This is a genomic window from Thermobacillus xylanilyticus, from assembly GCF_907165215.1.
GTDB classification, from domain to species: domain Bacteria; phylum Bacillota; class Bacilli; order Paenibacillales; family Paenibacillaceae; genus Thermobacillus; species Thermobacillus xylanilyticus.
In genome coordinates, this window is the sequence record NZ_CAJRAY010000036.1 from 41,266 (window position 1) to 61,341 (window position 20,076).

A 20,076-nucleotide genomic window follows, 5' to 3' on the forward strand; every position below is an offset into this window, starting at 1 on the left:
CCTCTCTGATCTATGCTCTCCTTCTTATCATACCACATTTGCGCGCATGGGAGTGAAGTCCGGATGCACAGACCTGCATCAGCCCAGGAACGAAGTATGGTAGAATAGAGACAGTTGTCGTCAGCTTCATCGGATCGTCGAAGTCGGAGATAAGAAAGGAAGTCAGCGCAAGTGGAGAGTCATTTTCTGGCGTACCTGTACCGTCTGCGCCATATCGAGCGCTGGAGCCTCATGCGCAACACGACGCGCGAGAACGTCGCGGAACATTCCTATCATGTCGCGCTGCTGGCGCATCTGCTGTGCGAGATCGGCAACCGCGTCTTCGGCAGGCAACTGAACGCGGACCGCGCGGCGGCGATGGCGCTGTTCCACGACGCGACCGAAGTGTTCACGGGCGACATCCCGACGCCGGTCAAGCATCACAATCCGCGCATGCTCGACAGCTTCCGCGAGATCGAGGCGCTGGCCGCGGAACGGCTCGCCGCCATGGTGCCCGAGCCGCTCAAGGAAGCGTACGCGCCGCTCCTGACGGGCAAGACGTGGCAGCGGAACGGAGCCGGCGACAGCGGCGAAACAAATAAAGCACAGGACGGGGACCGAAACGAATCCGTCACAAGGAGCACCGGCGATTCCGACGCGGAACTCCGCAAATATTTGAAAGCCGCCGATCTCCTGGACGCCTATCTGAAATGCACGGTCGAGCTGGCCTCCGGCAACCGGGAATTCGCGGTCGCCTTCCGCCAGATCAAAGCTTCGCTCGACCGGCTGGCGCTGCCCGAGGCGGAATGGTTCCTCGAGCGCTTCGCGCCAAGCTTCAGCAAGACGCTGGACGAGCTGTCCGGCGAGACGTGAGGCGCACCCCGCATCCGTTGAAATGCATGAAATTCGGCCCCGCAGCGCCTGCCTGGCCGCCTCGGGGCCGGCCGCTTCCGTCAATCATCGCTCAGATTGGCGTACCGCAGCTCTTCCTGCAGCGCCCGAAGCCGGGCGTGGCGGATGCGGAATTCCCGGATGAACATCCGCCAGCGTTCCTCCCGGCCGGCCGCGCGGTACAGCTTCTCCAGCCGCTTGAGATGCCGGACTGCCGCGCGGTAGCCCTGCCTGCCGCGGGTGCGCACCGACTCGTCCACCGCCCGGTGGAACAGCGGCAGCAGCAGTTCCGGCGCCTCCTTCGCCAGAACGCGGAGATGGCCGGGATCGAGATCCTCCGGCCGGATGCCCATGGCAAGCTGCAGATCGGTCCACTCCCGCATGCGCCCGCGCGACAGATAATGCGCCGACAGCTCGCCGTACGATACGGGCAGCCACTCCCGCATCATCCGGATCCACATCGGATTGTCCGGCTGCCGCTCGTCTGCCGAACGGCACAGCTTCAGATAAGGCTTCAGCACCGCCGCGACACGGGTCAAGCGAAGCTGCTCCTGCAGGAACCGCATCCATCGTTCCAGCGCGGCGAAATCGCCTTCCGCAAGGCAGCGCTCGGCGAACCCCAGGACGAAGGTCGACGTGCGCTCGAACGGCGTCCGCCTCATCGCGTCGATTGCGCCGGCATGGTCGCCCGCCTTGAAACGGAAGAAGGCCTGGGCGGTCAGGACGGCGGACGCGCGCGGCGAAGATGAATGCGCAGTCGTGTCCGCATCGGCAACCTGATCCGCCAGCCGTCCGATCACTTCACGCTCTTCGCGAACGGCATCCGGCCAGCCGGCGAAGCGGTCCCACCACGCGACATACAGCTCATCCCAGCGCAGCAGTTTAAATGTCTCGTCAAGCGCGGCATTTCGCAGCCGGAGCGCGATGGCGCGCAGCCATCGTTCCTCCGCATCGTTCGCCGGGACGGGTTCCGTCTCGTGCAGCAGCTCCAGCCAATGCTGAACCCACGGCTCGACCGAGCGGGAAAACGACATTTCGTAATAGTAGCGGTTCGACGGGTCCGTCACGGCGTAGGCGCGCTCGGCCTGCTCCAGCACGAGCAGCACGGTCTGAAGCCAATGGAGGCGCCGCATCTCACGCGGCCAATCCCGGGCCTTTCCCTTCGCCTCCTGCAGCACCGGCTGAAGCGGGTGGAGCGAATGGCGGCATTGCTGCCAGACGGCCCCGAACCGTCCGGCGAACCATTCCGCCCACGCCTCCGGGCCGTCCGTCCCGCCGGACACGGCGCCCGCCCCGCCGTCCGCGTCCCCGCGGGCGCCCTCCGTCATCATCCGCAGCACCGCATCCGCATCCCCGCCCGCCGATTCGCAGTAGCGAAAGAAAAGCGCCGCCATATGAACGCATGCCGCATCCTCCGGACAGGTGCACGTGCTGTACGCCATATCGTCCGCATCGAGCGTGACGGCATACACCGTCCCGTCGTTCACCGCGCCGTACACGGTGTTCATGACGACTTCCATGACCAGGACGCGCCCGCCGCGGTACAGGGCATGCCCTTCCGCCACGCGATCAAGCGGCATGCCGCCGGCCAGCGCCCGCATCAGCTGTTCCGATCGTTCATCTGCCAGCCGAGTCATTGCTTGTCTCCTCTCCGGATGATGCCGTCCGCGGTCGCACCGCCCGATCCGCTGCGCCGCGCCAGCCGGCCTGCCCGGTCATGCGAACAGCCGCGCCAGCCGGCTCCGGATCGCCCACGGCCGCTCTTCCCGGCGCTTGTAGCGGGGAAGCGTGCGATAGAGGGCGGCCGCCTCGTCCAGCGCCCGCCGCGCTTCTTCCCTGCGGCCGAGAGCCTTGTAGATCATGCCCATCCGGTAATAGGCTTCGCAGGAAGAGGAGTGGATCGCCTGCAGTTCGTCGAGCAGCTTCAGCGCTTTCTCCGGCTGATCGCGGTTCACCGCGGCGAGCCGCAGGTACGGCTGACCGTATTTCACCCGCGGATTGATGTCAAGCGCCCGCCGGATCGCGCTCTCGCCTTCCGCCCGGCTGCCGGTGAACAGCAGCGCCGTGCCGAGATCGTCCCAATATTCGGCCGAATGCGCCATCGTCTCCGCCGCCGGCTCGAGCAGCCGCCTCGCTTCGCCGTATGCTTTGCGCTCGATGAGCAGATGCGCAAGCTCCATCCGCGCGGACATGTCGTTCGGGTTGAGCGAGAGCTGCTGCTTCAGCTGACGGATCCGCCGCGCCCGCCTGAACGGTTTCACCACGCTCGGGGACAGGCCGACGAATCTGCGGTCCAATATGTAAAGGATGATGATCAGCACGACGATGGCGGCAACCGGGTTGCCAAGCAAAATCCAGAGCAAGCTGAAAATCGCAAATTTACCGAACACGCACGATCCCCTCTTCCCGAATCCGGTTACGGCACTATCTTACCATTCGGCCCACCGGCAGCCAAGGCAAGCGGCGCGATGCATGACGGCCTGCCGTTTATCCCAACCTAAGCATGCGGCGGAACTTTCCGCCGATTCCGACAGCATGCAAGGAGGCGAATGAAATGGCCGGCACGACGCAGATCTTCCCGCCGCAGCACCAGACGCGGCAGCCCGGAACGGAGACCGCCATGCAGCCCCATCCGGAGATCGAGTCGCCGCTCTACAAGCCGGCGGGCAAACTGACCGGCAAAGCCGCCGTCATCACCGGCGGAGACAGCGGCATCGGCCACGCCGCGGCCGTCGCCTTCGCGAAGGAAGGCGCCGATGTGGCGATCATCTACCTGAACGAGCAGCAGGATGCGGACAATGTGAAGCGCCGCATCGAAGAGCTCGGCAGACGCTGTCTGCTGATCGCCGGCGATATCGGCGACGAGGCGTTCTGCAAGCAGGCGATCGACCGGATCGTGCAGACGTTCGGCAGGCTGGACATCGTCGTCAACAACGCGGCCGAGCAGCATCCGCAGCCTGCCCTCACGGACATTACCGCCGGGCAGCTTGAGCGGACCTTCCGCACGAACGTGTTCGGCATGTTTCACCTGACGAAGGCGGCCTTGCCGCATCTGAAGGAAGGCGCGGCGATCATCAACACCGCATCGGTCACCGCCTATGAAGGAAGCCCAACGCTGATCGACTATTCCGCTTCGAAGGGCGCCGTCGTCGCGTTCACCCGCGCGCTGGCCAAAAATCTTGCAGCGCAGGGCATTCGCGTGAACGCCGTCGCGCCCGGGCCGATCTGGACGCCGCTCATTCCGTCCACCTTCGCGGCGGAAGACACGGCGACATTCGGCACCGACACGCCGATGAAGCGGCCCGGTCAACCGTCCGAACTGGCTGCCGCCTACGTCTTTCTCGCCAGCGGCGATTCGACGTACATGACCGGCCAGACGCTCCATCTGAACGGCGGCAAGATCGTGAACGGTTGAGGGCAGGTCATCCGCTTCCGTGCGGACGCATCCGTTGGGTCACAAAAAAAGCACGACATCCGCCCATGCCGCATATAGTGGTGTGGGTGGTGATCCGGATGAACTTTGCACACCGCGTCCTGAGGCCGGGCGATGTGCTGACGGCTTGCGACAATATGCTGGCCGTGCCGACGGGTTTCCTCGGCCACAGCGCCATCGCCGTCGGCCCGGACGAAATCGTCGAGGCGGTCGTGACGTTTCCTTACGTGCGTCGCGCTCCGGCAGCGGAATTTTTCATGCAGCATCCGAAACACGCGCACTACCGGCCGATTCCGGACTGGCTGGCCGCGGGCAGTGCGCAGTATGCCATCACGTACCATCAGGCTTGCCAGGCCAACTACGCGAAAGGCATCATCGTGCCGCCGTTCTCATTCTCGCCGGCGATACCGCTGGAAGATCCGTGGTCATCCATCTACTGTTCGAAGCTGGTATGGCTCTGCTACTACTACGGAGCCGGTTACCCGCTTTATAACGATTTCTTCCTGTTCACGCCGGAAGATCTGGACAGCGTGCTCGGTTCCGACCCCCATTTCGAGCTTATCTACAAACATCCCGAGTTTCATTTCAAAATCAACACCTGACGCATGCGGCGGGCGGGGCAAGGACCTATTTTTGCTTGCGGTAGGCGGATTGCCATCCCGCTGATGTCCCCTGCGCATACATTGTCAATGTGCAATTCACCAAATTCCAAAAACCAGTGAAGGAGTGTATGGGACATGGCGGATTTTGGCAATCTGGGTGCAGCGGGAGCAGCGGGATTCGGCGCGGACGTTCACATCGGAGCCGGTGCGGCGGGCGCGATCGGACACCATCCTTACGCGTCCGTCCATCCGGGAATGTATGGCATGGCCGGAACCGGCTATCATCATCAACATTGCATGCCGAAGAAGCGCTACTCGGATACCGGCACCGTTCTCGTTCTCTTCATTCTGCTCGTCATCATTCTTCGCGCATCCCGTCTGTAACGGCCGAACGCCGTTAAAGGCCCCGGCAAAAGCAGCGCCCCGGACCGCAAGGTTCGGGGCGCTTCGCTGTCTTTCGGGCGCTTGTCCCGAACGACTGCAAGACGCAATAAAAAACCTCCTTCCACTCCGTGAAGGAGCGAACAGAAGGTTCCTTGTATCAGATGCGCTATATTTTGAGCTCCCCGAGCTTGATCAGCTCGACAACCGCTTGAGAACGGCCTTTGACGTTGAGCTTCTGCATCACATTCGATATATGATTCCGCACAGTCTTTTCGCTGATGAACAGCTGTTGTGCTATGTCGCGCGTCGTCTTGTCCTGAACAAGGAGTTCGAATACTTCCCGCTCGCGATGCGTCAAAAGAAATTTGCTTTTGTGCTCGCTGCCCTTCAAGTTGTCACCCCTCCTTGCCTGTAATGTGATGGTTTAACAAGGTTAAGGGATACAGTCAACTTATCTTATGAATGGCGGGAACATGTGGTGCGGCAAGCGGCAGAAATGGGCTGAGCGGCGCGCTTTTTCGGGCGTCTGCTCATCAGGCGGAAAGGAAATGCGGAAGAAAAGACGTGTCCGGATTGAACGAGGAATGCAAAGTCCGGGGCCCCTTAGCGGTTGTGTTGAGTAAGATCAGGCGGACCGGCCGGTCGGTATGAATCCGCCGCGGACAAGAGAAACTATTCCTGTACAAGCACGAATGCCCTTTTCCGGGGTTATGCGAAGGAGGCTGCCGCAGGAATGACGGGAGGAAATGCCGGTCTGCCGGAGACCACGCTGTCGTACTGGATCGAGTCCGAGCCGTTGCCGGAATTCCAGCCGCTGCAGGAAGACACGGATGCCGATGTTGTAATCGTCGGCGCAGGCATTACGGGGCTGACGGCCGCCTGGCTGCTGGCGAAGGAAGGCGCGCGCGTCATCGTGCTCGAGGCGTCGCGCGTGCTGCGGGGTACGACGGGACATACGACGGCCAAAGTGACGGCGCAGCACCATCTCATCTACGATGAGCTGATCGCCCATTTCGGCCAAGAGAAGGCGAAGCTGTACTATGAAGCAAACCGCGACGCGATGACCTTCATCGAAGGCCGGGTGCGCGAGTGGAACATCGACTGCGAATGGGCGGAGGAAGACGCCTATGTCTATGTGACGGAGAATCGGTCGGTCGGCAAGCTGGAGCAGGAGCTGCGCGCCTACGACGCCCTCGGCATCGAAGGCGAGCTTGCCGCGGATATTCCGGTGCCCGTGGACGCTGCGGCGGCGCTTGTCATGCGGAAGCAGGCGCGCTTCCACCCGCTGCGCTACATGCGGCGGCTGCTCGATGAAGCCATGCGGCTCGGCGTCCGCATCCACGAGAAGACGACGGCGGACGGGGTCGACACGGACGGCAGCCGTCCGATCGTGCGGACGACTGATGGGCGTAAGGTCCGCTGCAACGCCGTCGCGGCGGCCAGCCACTATCCGTTCATCGACAAGACCGGCGGGCTGTTCGCCCGGCTGCACATCGACCGGTCGTACGTCGTCGCGATCCAGCCGAAGCAGCCGTATCCCGGCGGGATGTACATCAGCGCCGACGAGCCGCGCCGCTCCCTGCGCCTTGCCGGCAGCACGGACCGGCCGCTCGTGCTGATCGGCGGCGAGAATCACCGCTCCGGCGCGGCGGAAGATGCGGAGCGGCGCTACGCCGCGCTGGCCGAATTCGGCGAGCGGCTGTTCGGCGTTGAATCGGTCGCGTACCGCTGGTCCGCGCAGGACATCATTACGACCGACAAGGTGCCGTACGTCGGCCCGCCGGATAAGGACAAGCCGAACATCCTCGTTGCGACCGGCTACCGCAAATGGGGCATGACCGGGGGCACCGCCGCCGCCATGCTGATCGCGGATCTGGCGCTTGGACGCGACAACCGGTATGCGGGGCTGTTCACGCCGTCGCGTTTTCATGCCGATCCGGATCTGCGCGTGATCGTCAGCTCGAACGCGCGGGTCGCGGGCTCACTCATTTCCGGCAAGCTGGAGAAACCCGGACGGACGCCGGAATCGCTGGCGCCGGACGAAGGCGCCGTCGTCGAGCTGAACGGCAAGCGCGCGGGCGCCTACCGGGACCCGCAAGGCGAGCTGCATCTTGTGGACACGACCTGCACCCATATGGGCTGCGAGGTGAGGTGGAACCCCGGCGAGCGGACATGGGACTGCCCGTGCCACGGCTCCAGGTTCGACTACAAGGGCAATGTCGTGGAAGGGCCGGCCATGAAGCCGCTGGCGCGGCTGGAGCCGCAGCCGGCATCATCAGAGAAATAGCGGCATGAGAAAGACCGGTCAGGTCGACCCTGACCGGCCGTTCGCATCAATCGTAAATGCCGGAGTTGCTTCTGCTGATGCGGATGCCCGACTCCGCGGGAAACAGCCGCTCCACCATCGCGTTGAACTGGGCGATGAATCCCTGGATCGGCTCGCCGCGGCGCGCCGTCTGGATGTACTCGCTCATCCGGCTGACGAAGTCCGGCTCCTCGGACACATAGACGCGCTCAATCATCGGCGCCATCTCCTTCACATGCCGGGCGATCCGCTCTTCCAGAGTGCCGCCGGACTTGCCGTTGCCGCCGGTTTTTCCCCCGGCCGTCTTGTTGTTCAGCCCGGCGCGCGATCCCGTCCGCGAACTCGGAAGTCCGTCGGCGCCTGCGGCTCCGCGCTTCAGCCGGTCGCCGGCGTCGATCCGCTTGTTGACGGCGACATAGGCGTTGCGGTCGGTCAGGATGACATAGACGTCACTCAACCCTTCCGCCTTCCGGATCCGATCGGCGATGTCCTGGCTGGCTTCCATCCGGTAATTCTGATGGTTGCCGATCAGATTGTTGCTGTTGAGCCGGCGGCCGTACACCCGGTTCTGCTCGTTCAGCTGGTCGTTCGCGAACCGCCGGTCGATGACAAGATTGCCGTTGCCGTCCTTGAGGATTCTTTTCTCCTTGATGTTGCGATTGCCGACATCGCCCTGCGTCTCCGCGCAGCCGGCGAACATCAAGGCGCCGGCGGCCAGCACGGCGATGGCCGCTGCCCTGCGTTTCATGGCGCGCACCTCCCCTTTGAAGCATTCGATGCCATCGCCGTTAGCGTTCGCCGTCGCATCGAATCCTATTCGAGAGGGAGCAGCCGCATCAACCTTCCGGTACGACGAGCACCCAATCCTCGCCCCGGCCGGCGGTCGGCGTGAAGAACCGCAGCGCCTTATCGCCGGCAACAGCCGCTGCCGGACGCTCTTCGCCGCTGCGCGGATCGTACCACTTCGCTCCGGCCGCATTCAGGCCCTTCAGGCCGGCCGCCACATCCACATACGGTCCCGACGGCGTGTAGACGGCGGCGCATTCTTCGCCCCTTGCCGCAACCTGGCGGCCCGCCCCCTCGAAATTGCCGGCGAGCAGACCGGCGTCCGGCGTGAACCCCGCCGGCGCATACCGCTCGCCGAACGCGCGCAACCAGCGCATCTGCTCCGCGCCCGGCCGCCGGAGCGCGTCCCGCCAGCTCATCACAATATAGTTGCCCGGATTGCCGTGCGACGCCGCGCCGGCCATCGGACCGTCCGCCATCGCCCAGACGGAATGGTGGCCGTACGTGTGGCCGCAGGCGCCCGACAGCAGCGCGTAATAGGCGGCCTTGCGCACATCGGCGGCGTCGAAATAGCCGTTCGCCGCCTTGAACCCGATCGGATGGTCTTCATAGCAAGGCTCGGCGTCCAGCACCGGTTTCACCGGCTCGCGCTCGTAATCCGCCAGCACGCGGGCATCGCTCGCGATCATCGCTTCGCCGTGACCGGATTGAATCATGTTGAAATCAAGCCAAGGTTCATCATGAAGCTGCCGCGACGACGAGTCGCCGCCCTGCGGATGATAAGTGATCAGATGCGCGCCGCCGTCGCCTTCCGTAAGGCCCTCCGCCATCCGGCTGACGATGTCGAAATGCCGCCGCGTATTTAACGCCCGGTCGCCGCCGAGCACCCAGACGATGTTCGGCGCATCCCGGTACCGTTCGCCCAGCCAGCGGCCGTAACGCCAGGCATTGCCCGACGTGAAAATCTCCGGTCCTTTCCCCCAGGCTTTGTTGAACTTGTCTCCCCATGTAGGCAGGAGCGCAATGTACAGGCCAAGCGATTCCGCCAGCCGGATGACCGCATCGATATGGTCCCAATAAGAATTCGGACCGTCCGTATCGGGATATGCCGGATCGGGCAATCCGTTCGCGCCGGTCTTGAGCGGCAGCCTTCCGTAAGCATTTGCGGTCGTCACGCCTTCGAATTCCGCCAGCGCGACGGCCTGAATAACCGTGAACTGCTGCCCGGACCGCGTGCGCAAATAATGTTCGGCGTCCTCGATCGTGAGCCGGTGGAACAGCTCCCACGCCGTATCCCCCAGCCAGAAAAAAGGCCGTCCGTCCTCCAATGCCAGATGCCTTCCGCCGTTGCCGATCCGCAGCCTCTGCATCATCATCTCCGTGCACCCCCGGCAATTCAAAGTGATCAAACACCTGAAAGCGGAAAGCCGCGCGCAGGTAGACGCGCGCGGCGCAAATCCTCCGCAGCGGAAGCCGGAAATGCGGCCGGATGCCGCCTTCCGAACCTAACGCCACCTTACCGCCATGGAAGGATATTGTCCATATGACAAAGATAAGATTTGGTTCACATTTCTCAGAAGCATCGGAATTATTCGGAAGATCCGACAATGATTACATGGGCGTCGCCCGGCCCGTGCACGCCGATCGTCAGATCGTTCTCGATGTCGGCCGAGCGGCTCGGGCCGGAAATAAGATGAACGCCCGCCGGCATGGCGCTCCGGCCGCCCGCGTCGAATTCGGCGAAAACTTCGCCCAGCCGCGTGCGGATCCGATCCGCCGGCAGCACGATGAACAGCACGGGCGGCAGCAGGCTCACCGACCGGCCGCGCTCCCTGGAAGAAAGGAGCGCGACGGTGCCCGTGTACGCCGCGGCGCAGTCGGCGAGCACGATGCCCGCATCCGCCCCTGCGGCAACCGCGATCCAATCCGTATCGGAATCGCGGTTCCAGACGCTTAAGCACGCGTCCGGCATCGCGTTGTCCAGCGCCAGGGCGGCCAGCTCCGGCGCATCCTGCAAGAGCAGGCTGGATGCGCCGCGCGCGGCTGCCTGCTCCGCGATGTAGCGCGATGCCGCGTGCAGGTTGGGCACGCTCGCGACATGGCCGCCGGCCGCCCGGAAATTGGCGGCAAACCGCTCGCGGCGCTCCTCCGGCGGGAGCGTGAACGCGTTCCAGAAGTCCGGCGCTCCGCGGAACGGCCGGACTGCCGGCGCCGACCGAAGCCGGCGGCCCAGCTTCTGCGCGATATGCCCGAGCATGGCGCGCTGGTCGTCCGGCATCGCATGCTGCTCCGGCAAATCCGCAGCCTGAACCTGCGCCGCCGTCGGGGCCATATGCCGCGCCTGCCCGTGCGCCGCACCGCCGGCCTCATGTCCGCCTGCGGTGCGCTTCGCCATTGCCGCGCGCAGCCGTTCCTCCACGGCCGGGTCAAGCGGCTTCGCAACGCCCGCGCTTCTCTTCTTCCACCGGTCGCGAAACGATTCCGGCGGCAACATCGGCAACGCCCGGTGCCTGATCCACCCATCCAGCGGACCGATGCGCGCGCGGATCTCGCCGTCCCGTCCGACGAACCGCTGTCCGATCTTCGCCAGTTTCAGGGCGGACGCAAGCCGCCCCGACTTGGCCATGGTGAGCCCGTACGCTTTCATCGCCGCCGCCTCTCCCGCGCTGCGGTGCGGGCTTTCCGCCTTGCGCCGCCGCAGGTAGACGAGCATGTCGTGCAGCGGAATTTTCACCGGGCAGGCTTCCCAGCATGCGCCGCACAGACTGGAAGCGTTCGCGATGTCGTCCCATTCCGCGACATTCTTCTTGAGCGCCGGCGTCAGCACCGCGCCGATCGGCCCGCTGTACGTGCTGCCGTAGGCGTGGCCGCCGATGTGCCGATAGACCGGGCACACATTGAGGCAGGCGCCGCAGCGGATGCAGTTCAACAGCTCCTGGAACTCCGGATCGCCGAGCTGGTTCGACCGGCCGTTGTCGACGATGACGATATGCATCTCCTCCGGCCCGTCGCCGTCCCCCGGCCGCCGCGGGCCGCTGATGCCGGACAGGTAGACGGTCAGCTTCTGGCCGGTCGCCGAGCGCGGCAGCAGCGTCGCCATCACCTCGAGATCCGCCCAGGACGGCACGATCCGCTCCATCCCCATCAACGTGATCTGCACCTTCGGCACGGTCGACACCATCCGCGCGTTCCCTTCATTCTCGAAAATGCAGATCGAGCCCGTCTCGGCCACCGCGAAATTGCAGCCGGTCATGCCGATGTCCGCTCTGAGAAACTCTTCCCGCAGCCGCTTGCGCGCAAATCCCGCCAGCACCTTCGTGTCGGGCGGCAATTTCTCTCCCGCTTCTTCCGACAGCACTTCCGCGATCTGCGCCTTGTTCTTGTGGATGGCCGGAATGATGATGTGCGACGGCGCTTCGCCCGCGAGCTGGATGATGTATTCGCCGAGGTCCGTCTCGATCGCCTTGACGCCGATCTCCTTGAGCGCCTGGTTCAGATGCAGTTCCTCGGTCACCATCGACTTCGACTTGACGACGGTCTTCGCCTGAACGCGGCGCGCGATGGTCTGCACGATGCGCACCGCCTCATCCGCCGTCCGGGCAAAATGCACCTGCGCGCCGTTCGCCCTTGCGTTCTCCGCGAACAGATTCAGATAATAGTCCAGATGCGCGATCGTATGCAGCCGGATCTGCCGGCCGCGCTCGCGCCATGCTTCCCAGTTGCCGTGCTCCCCGGCCGCCTGCTGCCGGCCCGAGCGGAGCCGCTCCGTCGTGAAGCGGACCGCCTGGCGGAGAAAATCGTCCTCCAGCGCCGCTTCCGCCCGCTCCTTCACCGTATCGCGGGAATCGAGACTCATGCGCGCTCCACCCCCTCGGCGAGCAGTTCCGCCAGGTGCAGGACGCGGACGTTCGCACCTTTGCGGCGAAGATGGCCTCCGATGTTCATCAGGCAGCCCATGTCGAGCCCGGTGAGCACTTCCGCTTCCGTCTCCGTGACATGCTCCGCTTTCTCAGCGACCATCGCGCCGGAGATGTCCGCCATCTTCACGGCGAAGGTGCCGCCGAACCCGCAGCAGTCCTCGGCCATCGGCAGCGGCACAAATTCAAGCCCGCGCACCGCGGCGAGCAGCTCCAGCGGCTCGTCCTTCACGCCGAGCAGCCGGCTGCCGTGGCAGGACGGATGGTACGTCACCTTGTGCGGAAAATAGGCCCCGAGATCGCGCACGCCGAGCACCTGGACGAGAAACTGCGAAAACTCGTACGTTTTCGCCGCAAGCCGCTCGGCCTGCCCGAGGCGTCGGGCATCGTCCTTGAACAGCTCCCGGTAATGGTGGAGCATGTAGACGCACGAGCCCGAAGGCGCAATGACGAAATCGCTGTCTTCGAACGCGTCCAGCACGGTGCGCGCCGCCGCGCGGGCATCGTCCCAGTAGCCCGAGTTGAACGCCGGCTGGCCGCAGCACGTCTGGCCTTCCGGAAATTCGACCCGCACCCCCTGCCGCTCCAGCAGCCGGACCATCGCCTCGCCGACGCCCGGGAACATCGCGTCGCAGATACAGGTTATGAACAGTGAAATCTTCAAGAAAGCGCACCTCCCGGCTATACGGCAATGACCTCGATGCCGAGCGCGCGGTACGATTCGGCCATCGCCTCGTCGAGCCCGCGGTCCGTAATGATCGTATTCACGGCGCCCAGATCGAGCGCCCGCGCGAAAGCCTGCACGCCGAATTTGCTGGCGTCCGCGAGCAGAATCACATGGTCCGCGATTTCGGCCATCTTCCGCTTGATCTGCGCCTGAAGTCCGGTCGATTCGCTGATCCCGCGTTCGGGATGGATGCCTTTGCAGGACAGGAACGCTTTCTCGACATGGAAATCGTCCAGCGCCCGCTCGGCGAGCGGGCCGACGAACGACAGCGAGCGGTGCGACATCAGGCCGCCCGTCGACAGCACCTCGATCCGCTCCTTGCTGCCGAGTTCCGCCGCCGCCTTGACCGAGTTCGTCAGCACCGTCAGCGGCATGTCCGGCAGAATGCGCGCCACGTACCAGGCCGTCGAGCTGCCGTCCAGCAGGATGCGCTCGCCCGGACGAATAAGCTTCACCGCTTCCTCCGCGATCCGCCGCTTCTCCTCGGCATGCGTGATTTCGCGCTCGTAGTACGGAATTTCCTGCGGTCCGCCGGACAGATCCGCATCCCGCACACTGACGGCGCCGCCGTGCGACCGCCGGAGCCGGCCCGCTTCCTCGAGCCGGTCGAGATCCCGGCGGATCGTCTCCTCCGTCACGCCGCACAGTTCCGCCAGTTCGGAGACGCGCGCGCTGCCGCGCTCGTTCACCACCCGCACGATAAATTCCTGCCGTTCCGCAGCCAGCATGGTCTTCACCATCCCTGTAGATTCCGTCAGCCCGCCGCGCAGCTCCCCCACAGGGCAGCGCAGCGTCCGTACGCTTCCTCCCAGGCGGCCGCCGATCCCGGTTCGGGCTCGTACACCGTCACGGGGAAGGAATCCCGGATCACCTTTCTCGCCTCGCGGATGTCCGCGAGATCTCCCGACGCGATCCATTGTACCGCAAGATTGCCGATCGCGCTTCCCTCAGCCGGACCCGCCCAGACGGGGCGGCCGATCGCGTTCGCCGTCCATTGGCAGAGCAGCTTGTTCTGAATACCGCCGCCGACCATGTGCAGCTTGTCGAACTTCCGGCCGGACAACCGCTCGGTCTGTTCGAGGATGTGACGATACTTGAGCGCGAGGCTCTCGAGGACGCAGCGCGTGATCGCGCCGTCCGTCTCCGGCGCCGCCTGGCCCGTGCGGGTCGCGTACGCCCTCACCCGCTCCGGCATGCCGCCGGGCGGAAGAAACGACGGATCGTCGGGATCGATCAGCGCGGCGAACGGTTTCGCCGCCTCGGCCCGCGCAAGCAGCTCGGCATGGGAGACCTCCCGGCCTTCCCGCTTCCAGGTGCGGCGGCATTCCTCGAGAATCCAGAGCCCCATGATGTTTTTCAGCAGCCGATAGGTGCCGAAGACGCCGCCTTCGTTCGTGAAATTGAGTTCCCGGGCTTCCTCCGTGAGCACCGGCTGCGGCACTTCCGTGCCGAGCAGCGACCAGGTGCCGCAGCTGAGGTAGGCGAACGAATCGCTCTCCGCCGGCACGGCCGCCACCGCCGAGCCGGTGTCGTGCTCGGCAACCGCGACGACGCGGATCGGGCCGAGTCCGAGCTCCGACTGCACGCTGCCCCGAAGCTCCCCCGCGGCGGCGCCGGGCATGAGCACGGGACCGAACCAGCCCCGCGGAATGCCGATCGCCTCGAGCAGCCGATCATCCCAATCGCCCTTCACCGGATTGTAGAGCTGCGTCGTCGTCGCGTTCGTGAACTCGTTCGCCGCCTCGCCGGTCAGGAAGTACCGGATGAGATCGGGAATCATCAGGAACCGGCGCGCTTCGCGCAGCGCGGGATGATCCGCTTCCTTCATCGCGAGGAGCTGGTAGATCGTATTAAACGGAAGAAACTGGATGCCGGTCCGCGCGAATATCTCGTCCGCACCGACCTTCTCGAAAAGCCGCTCCATCATCCCGTCGGTCCGGCTGTCCCGGTAATGGTACGGGTTGCCGAGCAGCTCGCCGCTCGCGTCAAGCAGGCCGTAGTCGACCGCCCACGAATCGATCCCGATGCCGCGGATGTCCTCGCCCCGCCGTCCGGCGATCAGCATGCCCTGCTTGATCTCGTGGTACAGGCGGAGAATGTCCCAGTGGAGCCGGCCGCCCACGGCAACCGGATCGTTCGGAAAGCGGTGGATCTCCTCTGCCGTGATCCGGCTGTCCGTCAGCCGGCCGAGCAGCGCCCGGCCGCTTCCGGCGCCGAGATCGAACGCCAGCACCGCCATGCCGCATCCGCCTCCTTATCCGTTGCGCTTCGCCAGCACGTCCCGCTCGTACGCCCGGACTTCATCAAGCCACGTCTCGCGCACGGGCACGCCCGATTTCGCGCAATAGTAGTCCCACACCGCTCCGAACGGATACGTCTTGAATTCTTCCGTCAGCGCAAGCCGCGTCGTGTAATCGCCTTCGAGCTCGGCCTGTTTCAGCCGGTCCGCCGGCTCCAGCATCGCCCTGAGCAGCGCTTTCAGCGTGCTGCGCGTGCCGATGACCCAGGCGGCCACGCGGTTGATGCTCGCATCGAAGAAATCCAGCCCGATATGCGTCCGATCGAGCAGGCCGCAGCGGACGAGCTCCCGGGCGATCTCCTGCGTCTCGTCGTCGAGGATGACGACGTGGTCGCTGTCCCAGCGCATCGGCCGGCTCACATGGAGCAGCAGGCCGCTGGTGAACAGCGAGAGCGCCGACATTTTGCCCGCGATGCTCTCGGTCGGGTGGAAATGGCCCGCGTCGAGGCAGAGCAGCGTCCCTTTCTGGATGGCGTATCCCATGTAAAATTCGTGCGATCCGACGACGTATGCCTCGGAACCGATGCCGAACAGCTTGCTCTCCACCGCATCCAGGTGAACCGCGGGATCGATTTTCTCCGCGAACACCTCATCCAGCGCTTCCTTCAGCCGGATGCGCGGAGCGAGCCGGTCGGCCGGCGCGTCCTTGAACCCGTCCGGAATCCAGACGTTCGTGACGCAAGTCTGCCCGAGTTGTTCGCCGAAATACGCGCCGATCTTGCGCGAAGCCTTGCAGTGGTCGATCCAGAATCGGCGGACAGCCGGATCGGGATGACTCAGCGTGAAGCCGTCGGACGCTTTCGGATGGGAGAAGCACGTCGGGTTGAAGTCGAGGCCGAGCCCCTGGTCCTTCGCCCAATCGACCCAGCTCTGAAAATGCCTCGGCTCAAGCGCATCCAGATCCACTTTCTCGTCGGTGTCGGCGTAAATGGCGTGGAGGTTCACCTTGTGTTTGCCGGGAATGAGCGACAGCGCCTTCTCGAGGTCGGCGCGCAGTTCGTCCGCCGTCCGCGCCGCTCCCGGATAGTTGCCGGTGACGGCCAGGCCGCCGCCCAGCCCGCCCCCGCGGAAGAGGAACCCTTGCACGTCGTCGCCCTGCCAGCAGTGCACGGAAATTTTGATCGACTGAAGGCGCTCGATGGCCTTGTCCGTATCGATCCCGTGCGCCGCGTAGAGCGCCCTGGCCGCTTCATATGCTTGCTCGATGTTTCGTTCCATTCGCCGCTCCTCCTTATTTTACCGGGTAAGCCATGACCGACATCAGCGCGTTCTCCGCCTGTGTCGCATCCATCCTGCTGTACTGCACGACGACCGGAATGTCGCTGCGGACCTCGATCGCGTACGGAACGCCCGCCGGAATCTGCTCGCCGTCCTTGACGAGCGAGCTCGTGCGGATGTGCTTCGTACGGCGCCCCGGCACGACATACGGGATATCTTCGATCGGATCACGGTCTTCGAAATAGATCGTGAACTTGAGCAGCGCTTCCTCGGACGATCCGTTCAGCACGCAGACCGATTCGTGGCTGACCAGCGCGCCGCTGCTCGTCTCCGGAATATAGCCGTCCGGAATGATCCAGTGGGTGTGGCCGAAAGCTTTGTACATGGATTCGCCCTCCCTTTCAATTTGGAAGTTGATTCGTCCAATGCACAAAAGATCAACGGGTGAACGCCGCCGGCACGCCGCCGTCGACGGTCAGCATGCACCCCGTCGTCTTCGCCGCCTTCGACGAAGCGAAGAACGCGATCGCTTCGGCGATGTCGCGCGGGTAGATGTTCACGAGCAGCGTCGTACGCTTGCGGTAATACTCTTCAAGCTGGTCGGGCTCGATGCCGTACGCGGCCGCCCGCTCGTTCCGCCACGCGCTGTTCCAGATCGCGGAGCCCTGCAGCACCGCGTCCGGCAGCACGCTGTTCACGCGAATGCCGAGCGGTCCGCCTTCGGCGGCGATGCAGCGGGCGAGATGGACTTCAAGCGCCTTGGCCGCGCTGTAGGCGGTGGCGTTTTTGCCGGCGTAGACCGAGTTTTTCGACCCGACGAAAATCATGCTGCCGCCCGTGTTCTGCTCCTTCATGACTTTAAACGCCTCGCGCGCGACAAGGAAATAGCCGGTGCCGAGCACGTTCATGTTCAGGTTCCATTCGTCGAGCGACGTTTCTTCGAACGGGCTGGACGTGGCGAGTCCCGCGTTGTTCACGAGAATGTCGACACCGCCGTAGTAGAGCGCGGCTTCCTTGTAAGCGGCCTGCACTTCCGACTCTTTGGTGACGTCCATCTTCACGGCCAGCGCCCGGCCTTCTCCGTACTTCGCGTTAAGCTCCTCGGCCACCTTCTGCGCGCCCTCGAGGTTGAGATCGGCGAGCACGACATGCGCGCCTTCCGCCGCCAGCCGCCGCGCCGTCTCGCTGCCGATGCCGCCTGCGCCGCCCGTGATGAACGCGACCTGGCGGGAAAATTCCGCTTCCGGCGGAGCGAGCGTCAGCTTGTAAAGTTCAAGCGGCCAGTATTCGACGTTGTACGATTCGTTCTCGCTGAGCGACACGAACTTGCCGAGCGCCGCGGCGCCCCGCATGACGGCGATCGCGCGATGATAGAGCGCGCCGCTGACGTTCGCCATCGCCTTGCTCTTGCCGGTGTTGATCATGCCGACGCCCGGAATCAGGATGACGCGCGGCGCCGCTTCGAACATGACGTCGCCTTCATTCTTGTTGCGCTCGAAGTAGGCTTTGTACTGCTCCTTGTAGGCGGCGATGCCGTCGATCAGTTTCTGCTTGAGGCCTTCGACATCGTTCGCGTCCGGCGTCCAGTCGACGAAGAGCGGCACAACTTTCGTGTGAACGAGATGGTCCGGGCAGGCGGCGCCGACCTGGGACAGCTCGGGCGCGTCCGCCCCGCCGACGAACGTGAGCACATCTTCTTCATCGTCGAACGCGAGAATCATCTTCTTGTCGCCGCTCACCGCGCCGCGCACGGCCGGCATCACTTCCGCGGCGATCTTGCGGCGCGTCTCCGCCGGCAGCGGCGCGTGCTTCTGCCCCCCGAACAACTTCGCGTTGTCGACGCGCGCTTCGATGTACGCCTCCGCCTCGTTGATGATGCGGATCGTCTGCTCGTAGCACGCCTCCGCCGTTTCGCCCCACGTGACAAGGCCGTGCTTCTCCATCAGGACGAGCTCGGCCTTCGGGTTGGCGAGCACGCCTTCGGCGATCATTTTCGAGAGCTTGAAGCCCGGGCGGATGTACGGCACCCAGACGAACCGGTCGCCGAAAATCTCTTCCGCGATCTGCCGGCCGTTGTCCGCGCAGCAGATGCTGATGATCGCGTCCGGATGCGTATGGTCGACATGCTTGAACGGCAGGAATGCGTGCAGCAGCGTCTCGATCGATGCGCGCGGATGTTTCGCGTCGATCATGCAGTGTGCGAGGTACGCGACCATCTCCTCGTCGGACATGTCATCCCGCTCGAACAGCGGATGGATGTCATCCATGCGCAGGCCGGTGAAGTTGTGCGCCTTCATCGTCGCGAGGTCGGAGCCGCTTCCTTTGACGTACATGACTTTGACGTCACGGCCGCGGAAATCTTTCACGATCATTTTGCTGGACGTGTTGCCGCCGCCCCTGTTGCAGACGCGCCGGTCGCGGCCGAGCAGGTTCGAGCGATAGACAAGTTCTTCGAGGCCGCCCTTCAGCTGCGACGCCGCGGACGGGTCCCACAAGTTTTGCACCATCGTTGCCATTCCCTCCGAAACGGATGTTGGTTTTCTTCTGATTTCATACTATCATTTTTGTTTATCTTTGTATAGATTTATTTTTCTTTGTTTTCTTGGGGATAAAGATGACTGGAATAGCCATGCGCGTGGCTGATGAAATGCGGGGCCGTGGTACTTGTTCGCGGACTTTAAAAAGGTGCTCTCCGGTTCCTTTTCGTCCATATCCCCGTCGCTCAACAAGAGGGAATGCAAGAGGAACATCATGAAGACCGCAAGAAGATCAGGAAGCTCGTGCCGGGCAAATGTTGAGTAATCGCCAGGCCGTGATGGCAGTTATTGTGAAGCAACCGTTGAGTTGAACCATGATCGGAAGATGTTCACTGAACCAAATGCGATTCTATGTGCACAACCGACAGTAGACAGAAGGTTGGCAAATACTAAGGCGTTCAGCCGGCGGTTGAGAAGAGTACGGTGAACAGTCAACTTTAATCTCTCGGTAATAAGAAAGCGCTTGCAACTGTACAGACGATTGACAGAAAATCGAGAGTCCATCGCGCGGAAAGCCTTATGCCAGAGAAATGACATTTAAGACGCCTGCGGCAGCAATCGGGCGGCAAGCGCCTTCAATTCGGCAATCATCCGGCGCGTATTCCGGTACGTGTCCCAGTCCGGGCGGCCGGGCACGGGACGGTCCCTCAACTGTTTTCGGGTCGGTGCGCCGGAAGCGGCGGCCAAATGCAGCAGGTGCCGATCCGCAATCTGTCCACGGCTGGATTGATTGAAGCGATAGGCATACTCATTCAAATAAGCTTGCCGGTACTTGGCTCCTACGCCCCGGTGTACGGAATTGATGCCGCAACCGATGTCCATGGCGATTTTCCACAGAGAAAATACGCGTGTCCGTCCCAGTGTGTCGGTGCGCAAATCAACCGCGGACCGGCTTCGGTCCACATGTTTTTCGATAAAGCGGAGCGCGCCTTGGGGTGTGATCTTCCATTGGTAGGTGTCCCCGCCTGTGTCCTGCATCAGCTTGATCCCCAGCACAT

17 protein-coding genes and 1 pseudogene are annotated in these 20,076 nt (G+C 63.7%); 5 read left to right on the plus strand and 13 right to left on the minus strand.

What is annotated here, in order from left to right; genetic code table 11:
- Positions 1-171: 171 nt before the first annotated feature.
- Positions 172-852: a 5'-deoxynucleotidase gene (gene yfbR / locus KJQ12_RS07600; RefSeq protein WP_213484124.1), complete on the plus strand. Its 681-nt coding sequence runs from the start codon at positions 172-174 to the stop codon at positions 850-852.
- An 80-nt stretch (positions 853-932) separates the two neighbouring features.
- On the opposite strand, the gene KJQ12_RS07605 is transcribed toward yfbR, so the two are convergent.
- Together KJQ12_RS07605 and KJQ12_RS07610 are read right to left on the minus strand one after the other, a co-directional pair.
- A complete protein-coding gene (locus KJQ12_RS07605) occupies positions 933-2,507 on the minus strand; it encodes an SWIM zinc finger family protein (protein ID WP_213484125.1) in 1,575 nt (524 codons plus the stop codon).
- A 78-nt stretch (positions 2,508-2,585) separates the two neighbouring features.
- On the minus strand, positions 2,586-3,260 hold the full coding sequence (locus KJQ12_RS07610; protein WP_213484126.1) for a tetratricopeptide repeat protein: 675 nt from the start codon (positions 3,258-3,260) through the stop codon (positions 2,586-2,588).
- 164 nt (positions 3,261-3,424) lie between these two features.
- Here KJQ12_RS07610 and KJQ12_RS07615 point away from each other — a divergent pair, with 164 nt between their 5' ends.
- The 3 genes from KJQ12_RS07615 (at position 3,425) to KJQ12_RS07625 (ending at position 5,289) form a co-directional block, all read left to right on the plus strand.
- Complete coding sequence (locus tag KJQ12_RS07615) at positions 3,425-4,285, plus strand: SDR family oxidoreductase (RefSeq protein ID WP_213484127.1); 861 nt, start codon at positions 3,425-3,427, stop codon at positions 4,283-4,285.
- 98 nt (positions 4,286-4,383) lie between these two features.
- Positions 4,384-4,905 (plus strand): C40 family peptidase, encoded by a 522-nt coding sequence (locus KJQ12_RS07620; RefSeq protein WP_213484128.1) that lies wholly within the window; start codon positions 4,384-4,386, stop codon positions 4,903-4,905.
- Positions 4,906-5,040: 135 nt separating this feature from the next.
- Positions 5,041-5,289, plus strand: coding sequence for a hypothetical protein (locus tag KJQ12_RS07625; protein ID WP_213484129.1), 249 nt, complete (start codon positions 5,041-5,043; stop codon positions 5,287-5,289).
- A 166-nt stretch (positions 5,290-5,455) separates the two neighbouring features.
- Here the strand turns inward: KJQ12_RS07625 and KJQ12_RS07630 are convergent, their stop codons facing one another.
- On the minus strand, positions 5,456-5,680 hold the full coding sequence (locus tag KJQ12_RS07630; protein WP_213484130.1) for a helix-turn-helix domain-containing protein: 225 nt from the start codon (positions 5,678-5,680) through the stop codon (positions 5,456-5,458).
- A gap of 342 nt (positions 5,681-6,022) precedes the next feature.
- On the opposite strand from KJQ12_RS07630, the gene KJQ12_RS07635 reads away from it, so the two are divergent.
- Positions 6,023-7,576, plus strand: a complete 1,554-nt coding sequence (locus KJQ12_RS07635) for an FAD-dependent oxidoreductase (RefSeq protein WP_213484131.1) — start codon at positions 6,023-6,025, stop codon at positions 7,574-7,576.
- Positions 7,577-7,622: 46 nt separating this feature from the next.
- On the opposite strand, the gene KJQ12_RS07640 is transcribed toward KJQ12_RS07635, so the two are convergent.
- From KJQ12_RS07640 to KJQ12_RS07685, 10 genes and pseudogenes are all read right to left on the minus strand, one after another.
- A complete protein-coding gene (locus tag KJQ12_RS07640) occupies positions 7,623-8,342 on the minus strand; it encodes a YhcN/YlaJ family sporulation lipoprotein (RefSeq protein WP_213484132.1) in 720 nt (239 codons plus the stop codon).
- An 88-nt stretch (positions 8,343-8,430) separates the two neighbouring features.
- The gene (locus KJQ12_RS07645) at positions 8,431-9,756 is read right to left on the minus strand and encodes a glycoside hydrolase family 140 protein (protein ID WP_244860498.1); all 1,326 of its coding nucleotides are present in this window, start codon (positions 9,754-9,756) and stop codon (positions 8,431-8,433) included.
- Between the two features lie 212 nt (positions 9,757-9,968).
- Positions 9,969-12,236, minus strand: a complete 2,268-nt coding sequence (locus tag KJQ12_RS07650) for a LutB/LldF family L-lactate oxidation iron-sulfur protein (RefSeq protein WP_213484133.1) — start codon at positions 12,234-12,236, stop codon at positions 9,969-9,971.
- Positions 12,233-12,961 carry a (Fe-S)-binding protein gene (locus KJQ12_RS07655; RefSeq protein ID WP_213484134.1) on the minus strand — a complete coding sequence of 243 codons (729 nt, stop codon included), beginning with the start codon at positions 12,959-12,961 and terminating at the stop codon, positions 12,233-12,235. The genes KJQ12_RS07650 and KJQ12_RS07655 overlap by 4 nt, the downstream gene beginning before the upstream one ends.
- A gap of 17 nt (positions 12,962-12,978) precedes the next feature.
- A complete protein-coding gene (locus KJQ12_RS07660; RefSeq protein WP_213484142.1) occupies positions 12,979-13,752 on the minus strand; it encodes a DeoR/GlpR family DNA-binding transcription regulator in 774 nt (257 codons plus the stop codon).
- Between the two features lie 26 nt (positions 13,753-13,778).
- Positions 13,779-15,263, minus strand: a complete 1,485-nt coding sequence (locus tag KJQ12_RS07665) for a rhamnulokinase (protein ID WP_213484135.1) — start codon at positions 15,261-15,263, stop codon at positions 13,779-13,781.
- A 15-nt stretch (positions 15,264-15,278) separates the two neighbouring features.
- Positions 15,279-16,541 (minus strand): L-rhamnose isomerase, encoded by a 1,263-nt coding sequence (locus tag KJQ12_RS07670; RefSeq protein ID WP_213484136.1) that lies wholly within the window; start codon positions 16,539-16,541, stop codon positions 15,279-15,281.
- Positions 16,542-16,554: 13 nt separating this feature from the next.
- Positions 16,555-16,926: a sensory rhodopsin transducer gene (locus KJQ12_RS07675; RefSeq protein WP_213484137.1), complete on the minus strand. Its 372-nt coding sequence runs from the start codon at positions 16,924-16,926 to the stop codon at positions 16,555-16,557.
- A 52-nt stretch (positions 16,927-16,978) separates the two neighbouring features.
- Complete coding sequence (locus tag KJQ12_RS07680) at positions 16,979-19,048, minus strand: bifunctional aldolase/short-chain dehydrogenase (protein ID WP_213484138.1); 2,070 nt, start codon at positions 19,046-19,048, stop codon at positions 16,979-16,981.
- Positions 19,049-19,615: 567 nt separating this feature from the next.
- A pseudogene (locus KJQ12_RS07685) lies at positions 19,616-20,076 on the minus strand (transposase); the annotation flags it as partial.

Coding starts and splice junctions, on each gene's coding strand:
- KJQ12_RS07605 (WP_213484125.1), bottom strand. CDS start 2,507: ATGACTCGGCTGGCAGATGAACGATCGGAACAGCTGATGCGGGCGCTG.
- KJQ12_RS07615 (WP_213484127.1), top strand. CDS start 3,425: ATGGCCGGCACGACGCAGATCTTCCCGCCGCAGCACCAGACGCGGCAG.
- KJQ12_RS07620 (WP_213484128.1), top strand. CDS start 4,384: ATGAACTTTGCACACCGCGTCCTGAGGCCGGGCGATGTGCTGACGGCT.
- KJQ12_RS07625 (WP_213484129.1), top strand. CDS start 5,041: ATGGCGGATTTTGGCAATCTGGGTGCAGCGGGAGCAGCGGGATTCGGC.
- KJQ12_RS07635 (WP_213484131.1), top strand. CDS start 6,023: ATGACGGGAGGAAATGCCGGTCTGCCGGAGACCACGCTGTCGTACTGG.
- KJQ12_RS07640 (WP_213484132.1), bottom strand. CDS start 8,342: ATGAAACGCAGGGCAGCGGCCATCGCCGTGCTGGCCGCCGGCGCCTTG.
- KJQ12_RS07645 (WP_244860498.1), bottom strand. CDS start 9,756: ATGATGATGCAGAGGCTGCGGATCGGCAACGGCGGAAGGCATCTGGCA.
- KJQ12_RS07650 (WP_213484133.1), bottom strand. CDS start 12,236: ATGAGTCTCGATTCCCGCGATACGGTGAAGGAGCGGGCGGAAGCGGCG.
- KJQ12_RS07660 (WP_213484142.1), bottom strand. CDS start 13,752: ATGCTGGCTGCGGAACGGCAGGAATTTATCGTGCGGGTGGTGAACGAG.
- KJQ12_RS07665 (WP_213484135.1), bottom strand. CDS start 15,263: ATGGCGGTGCTGGCGTTCGATCTCGGCGCCGGAAGCGGCCGGGCGCTG.
- KJQ12_RS07670 (WP_213484136.1), bottom strand. CDS start 16,541: ATGGAACGAAACATCGAGCAAGCATATGAAGCGGCCAGGGCGCTCTAC.
- KJQ12_RS07675 (WP_213484137.1), bottom strand. CDS start 16,926: ATGTACAAAGCTTTCGGCCACACCCACTGGATCATTCCGGACGGCTAT.
- KJQ12_RS07680 (WP_213484138.1), bottom strand. CDS start 19,048: ATGGTGCAAAACTTGTGGGACCCGTCCGCGGCGTCGCAGCTGAAGGGC.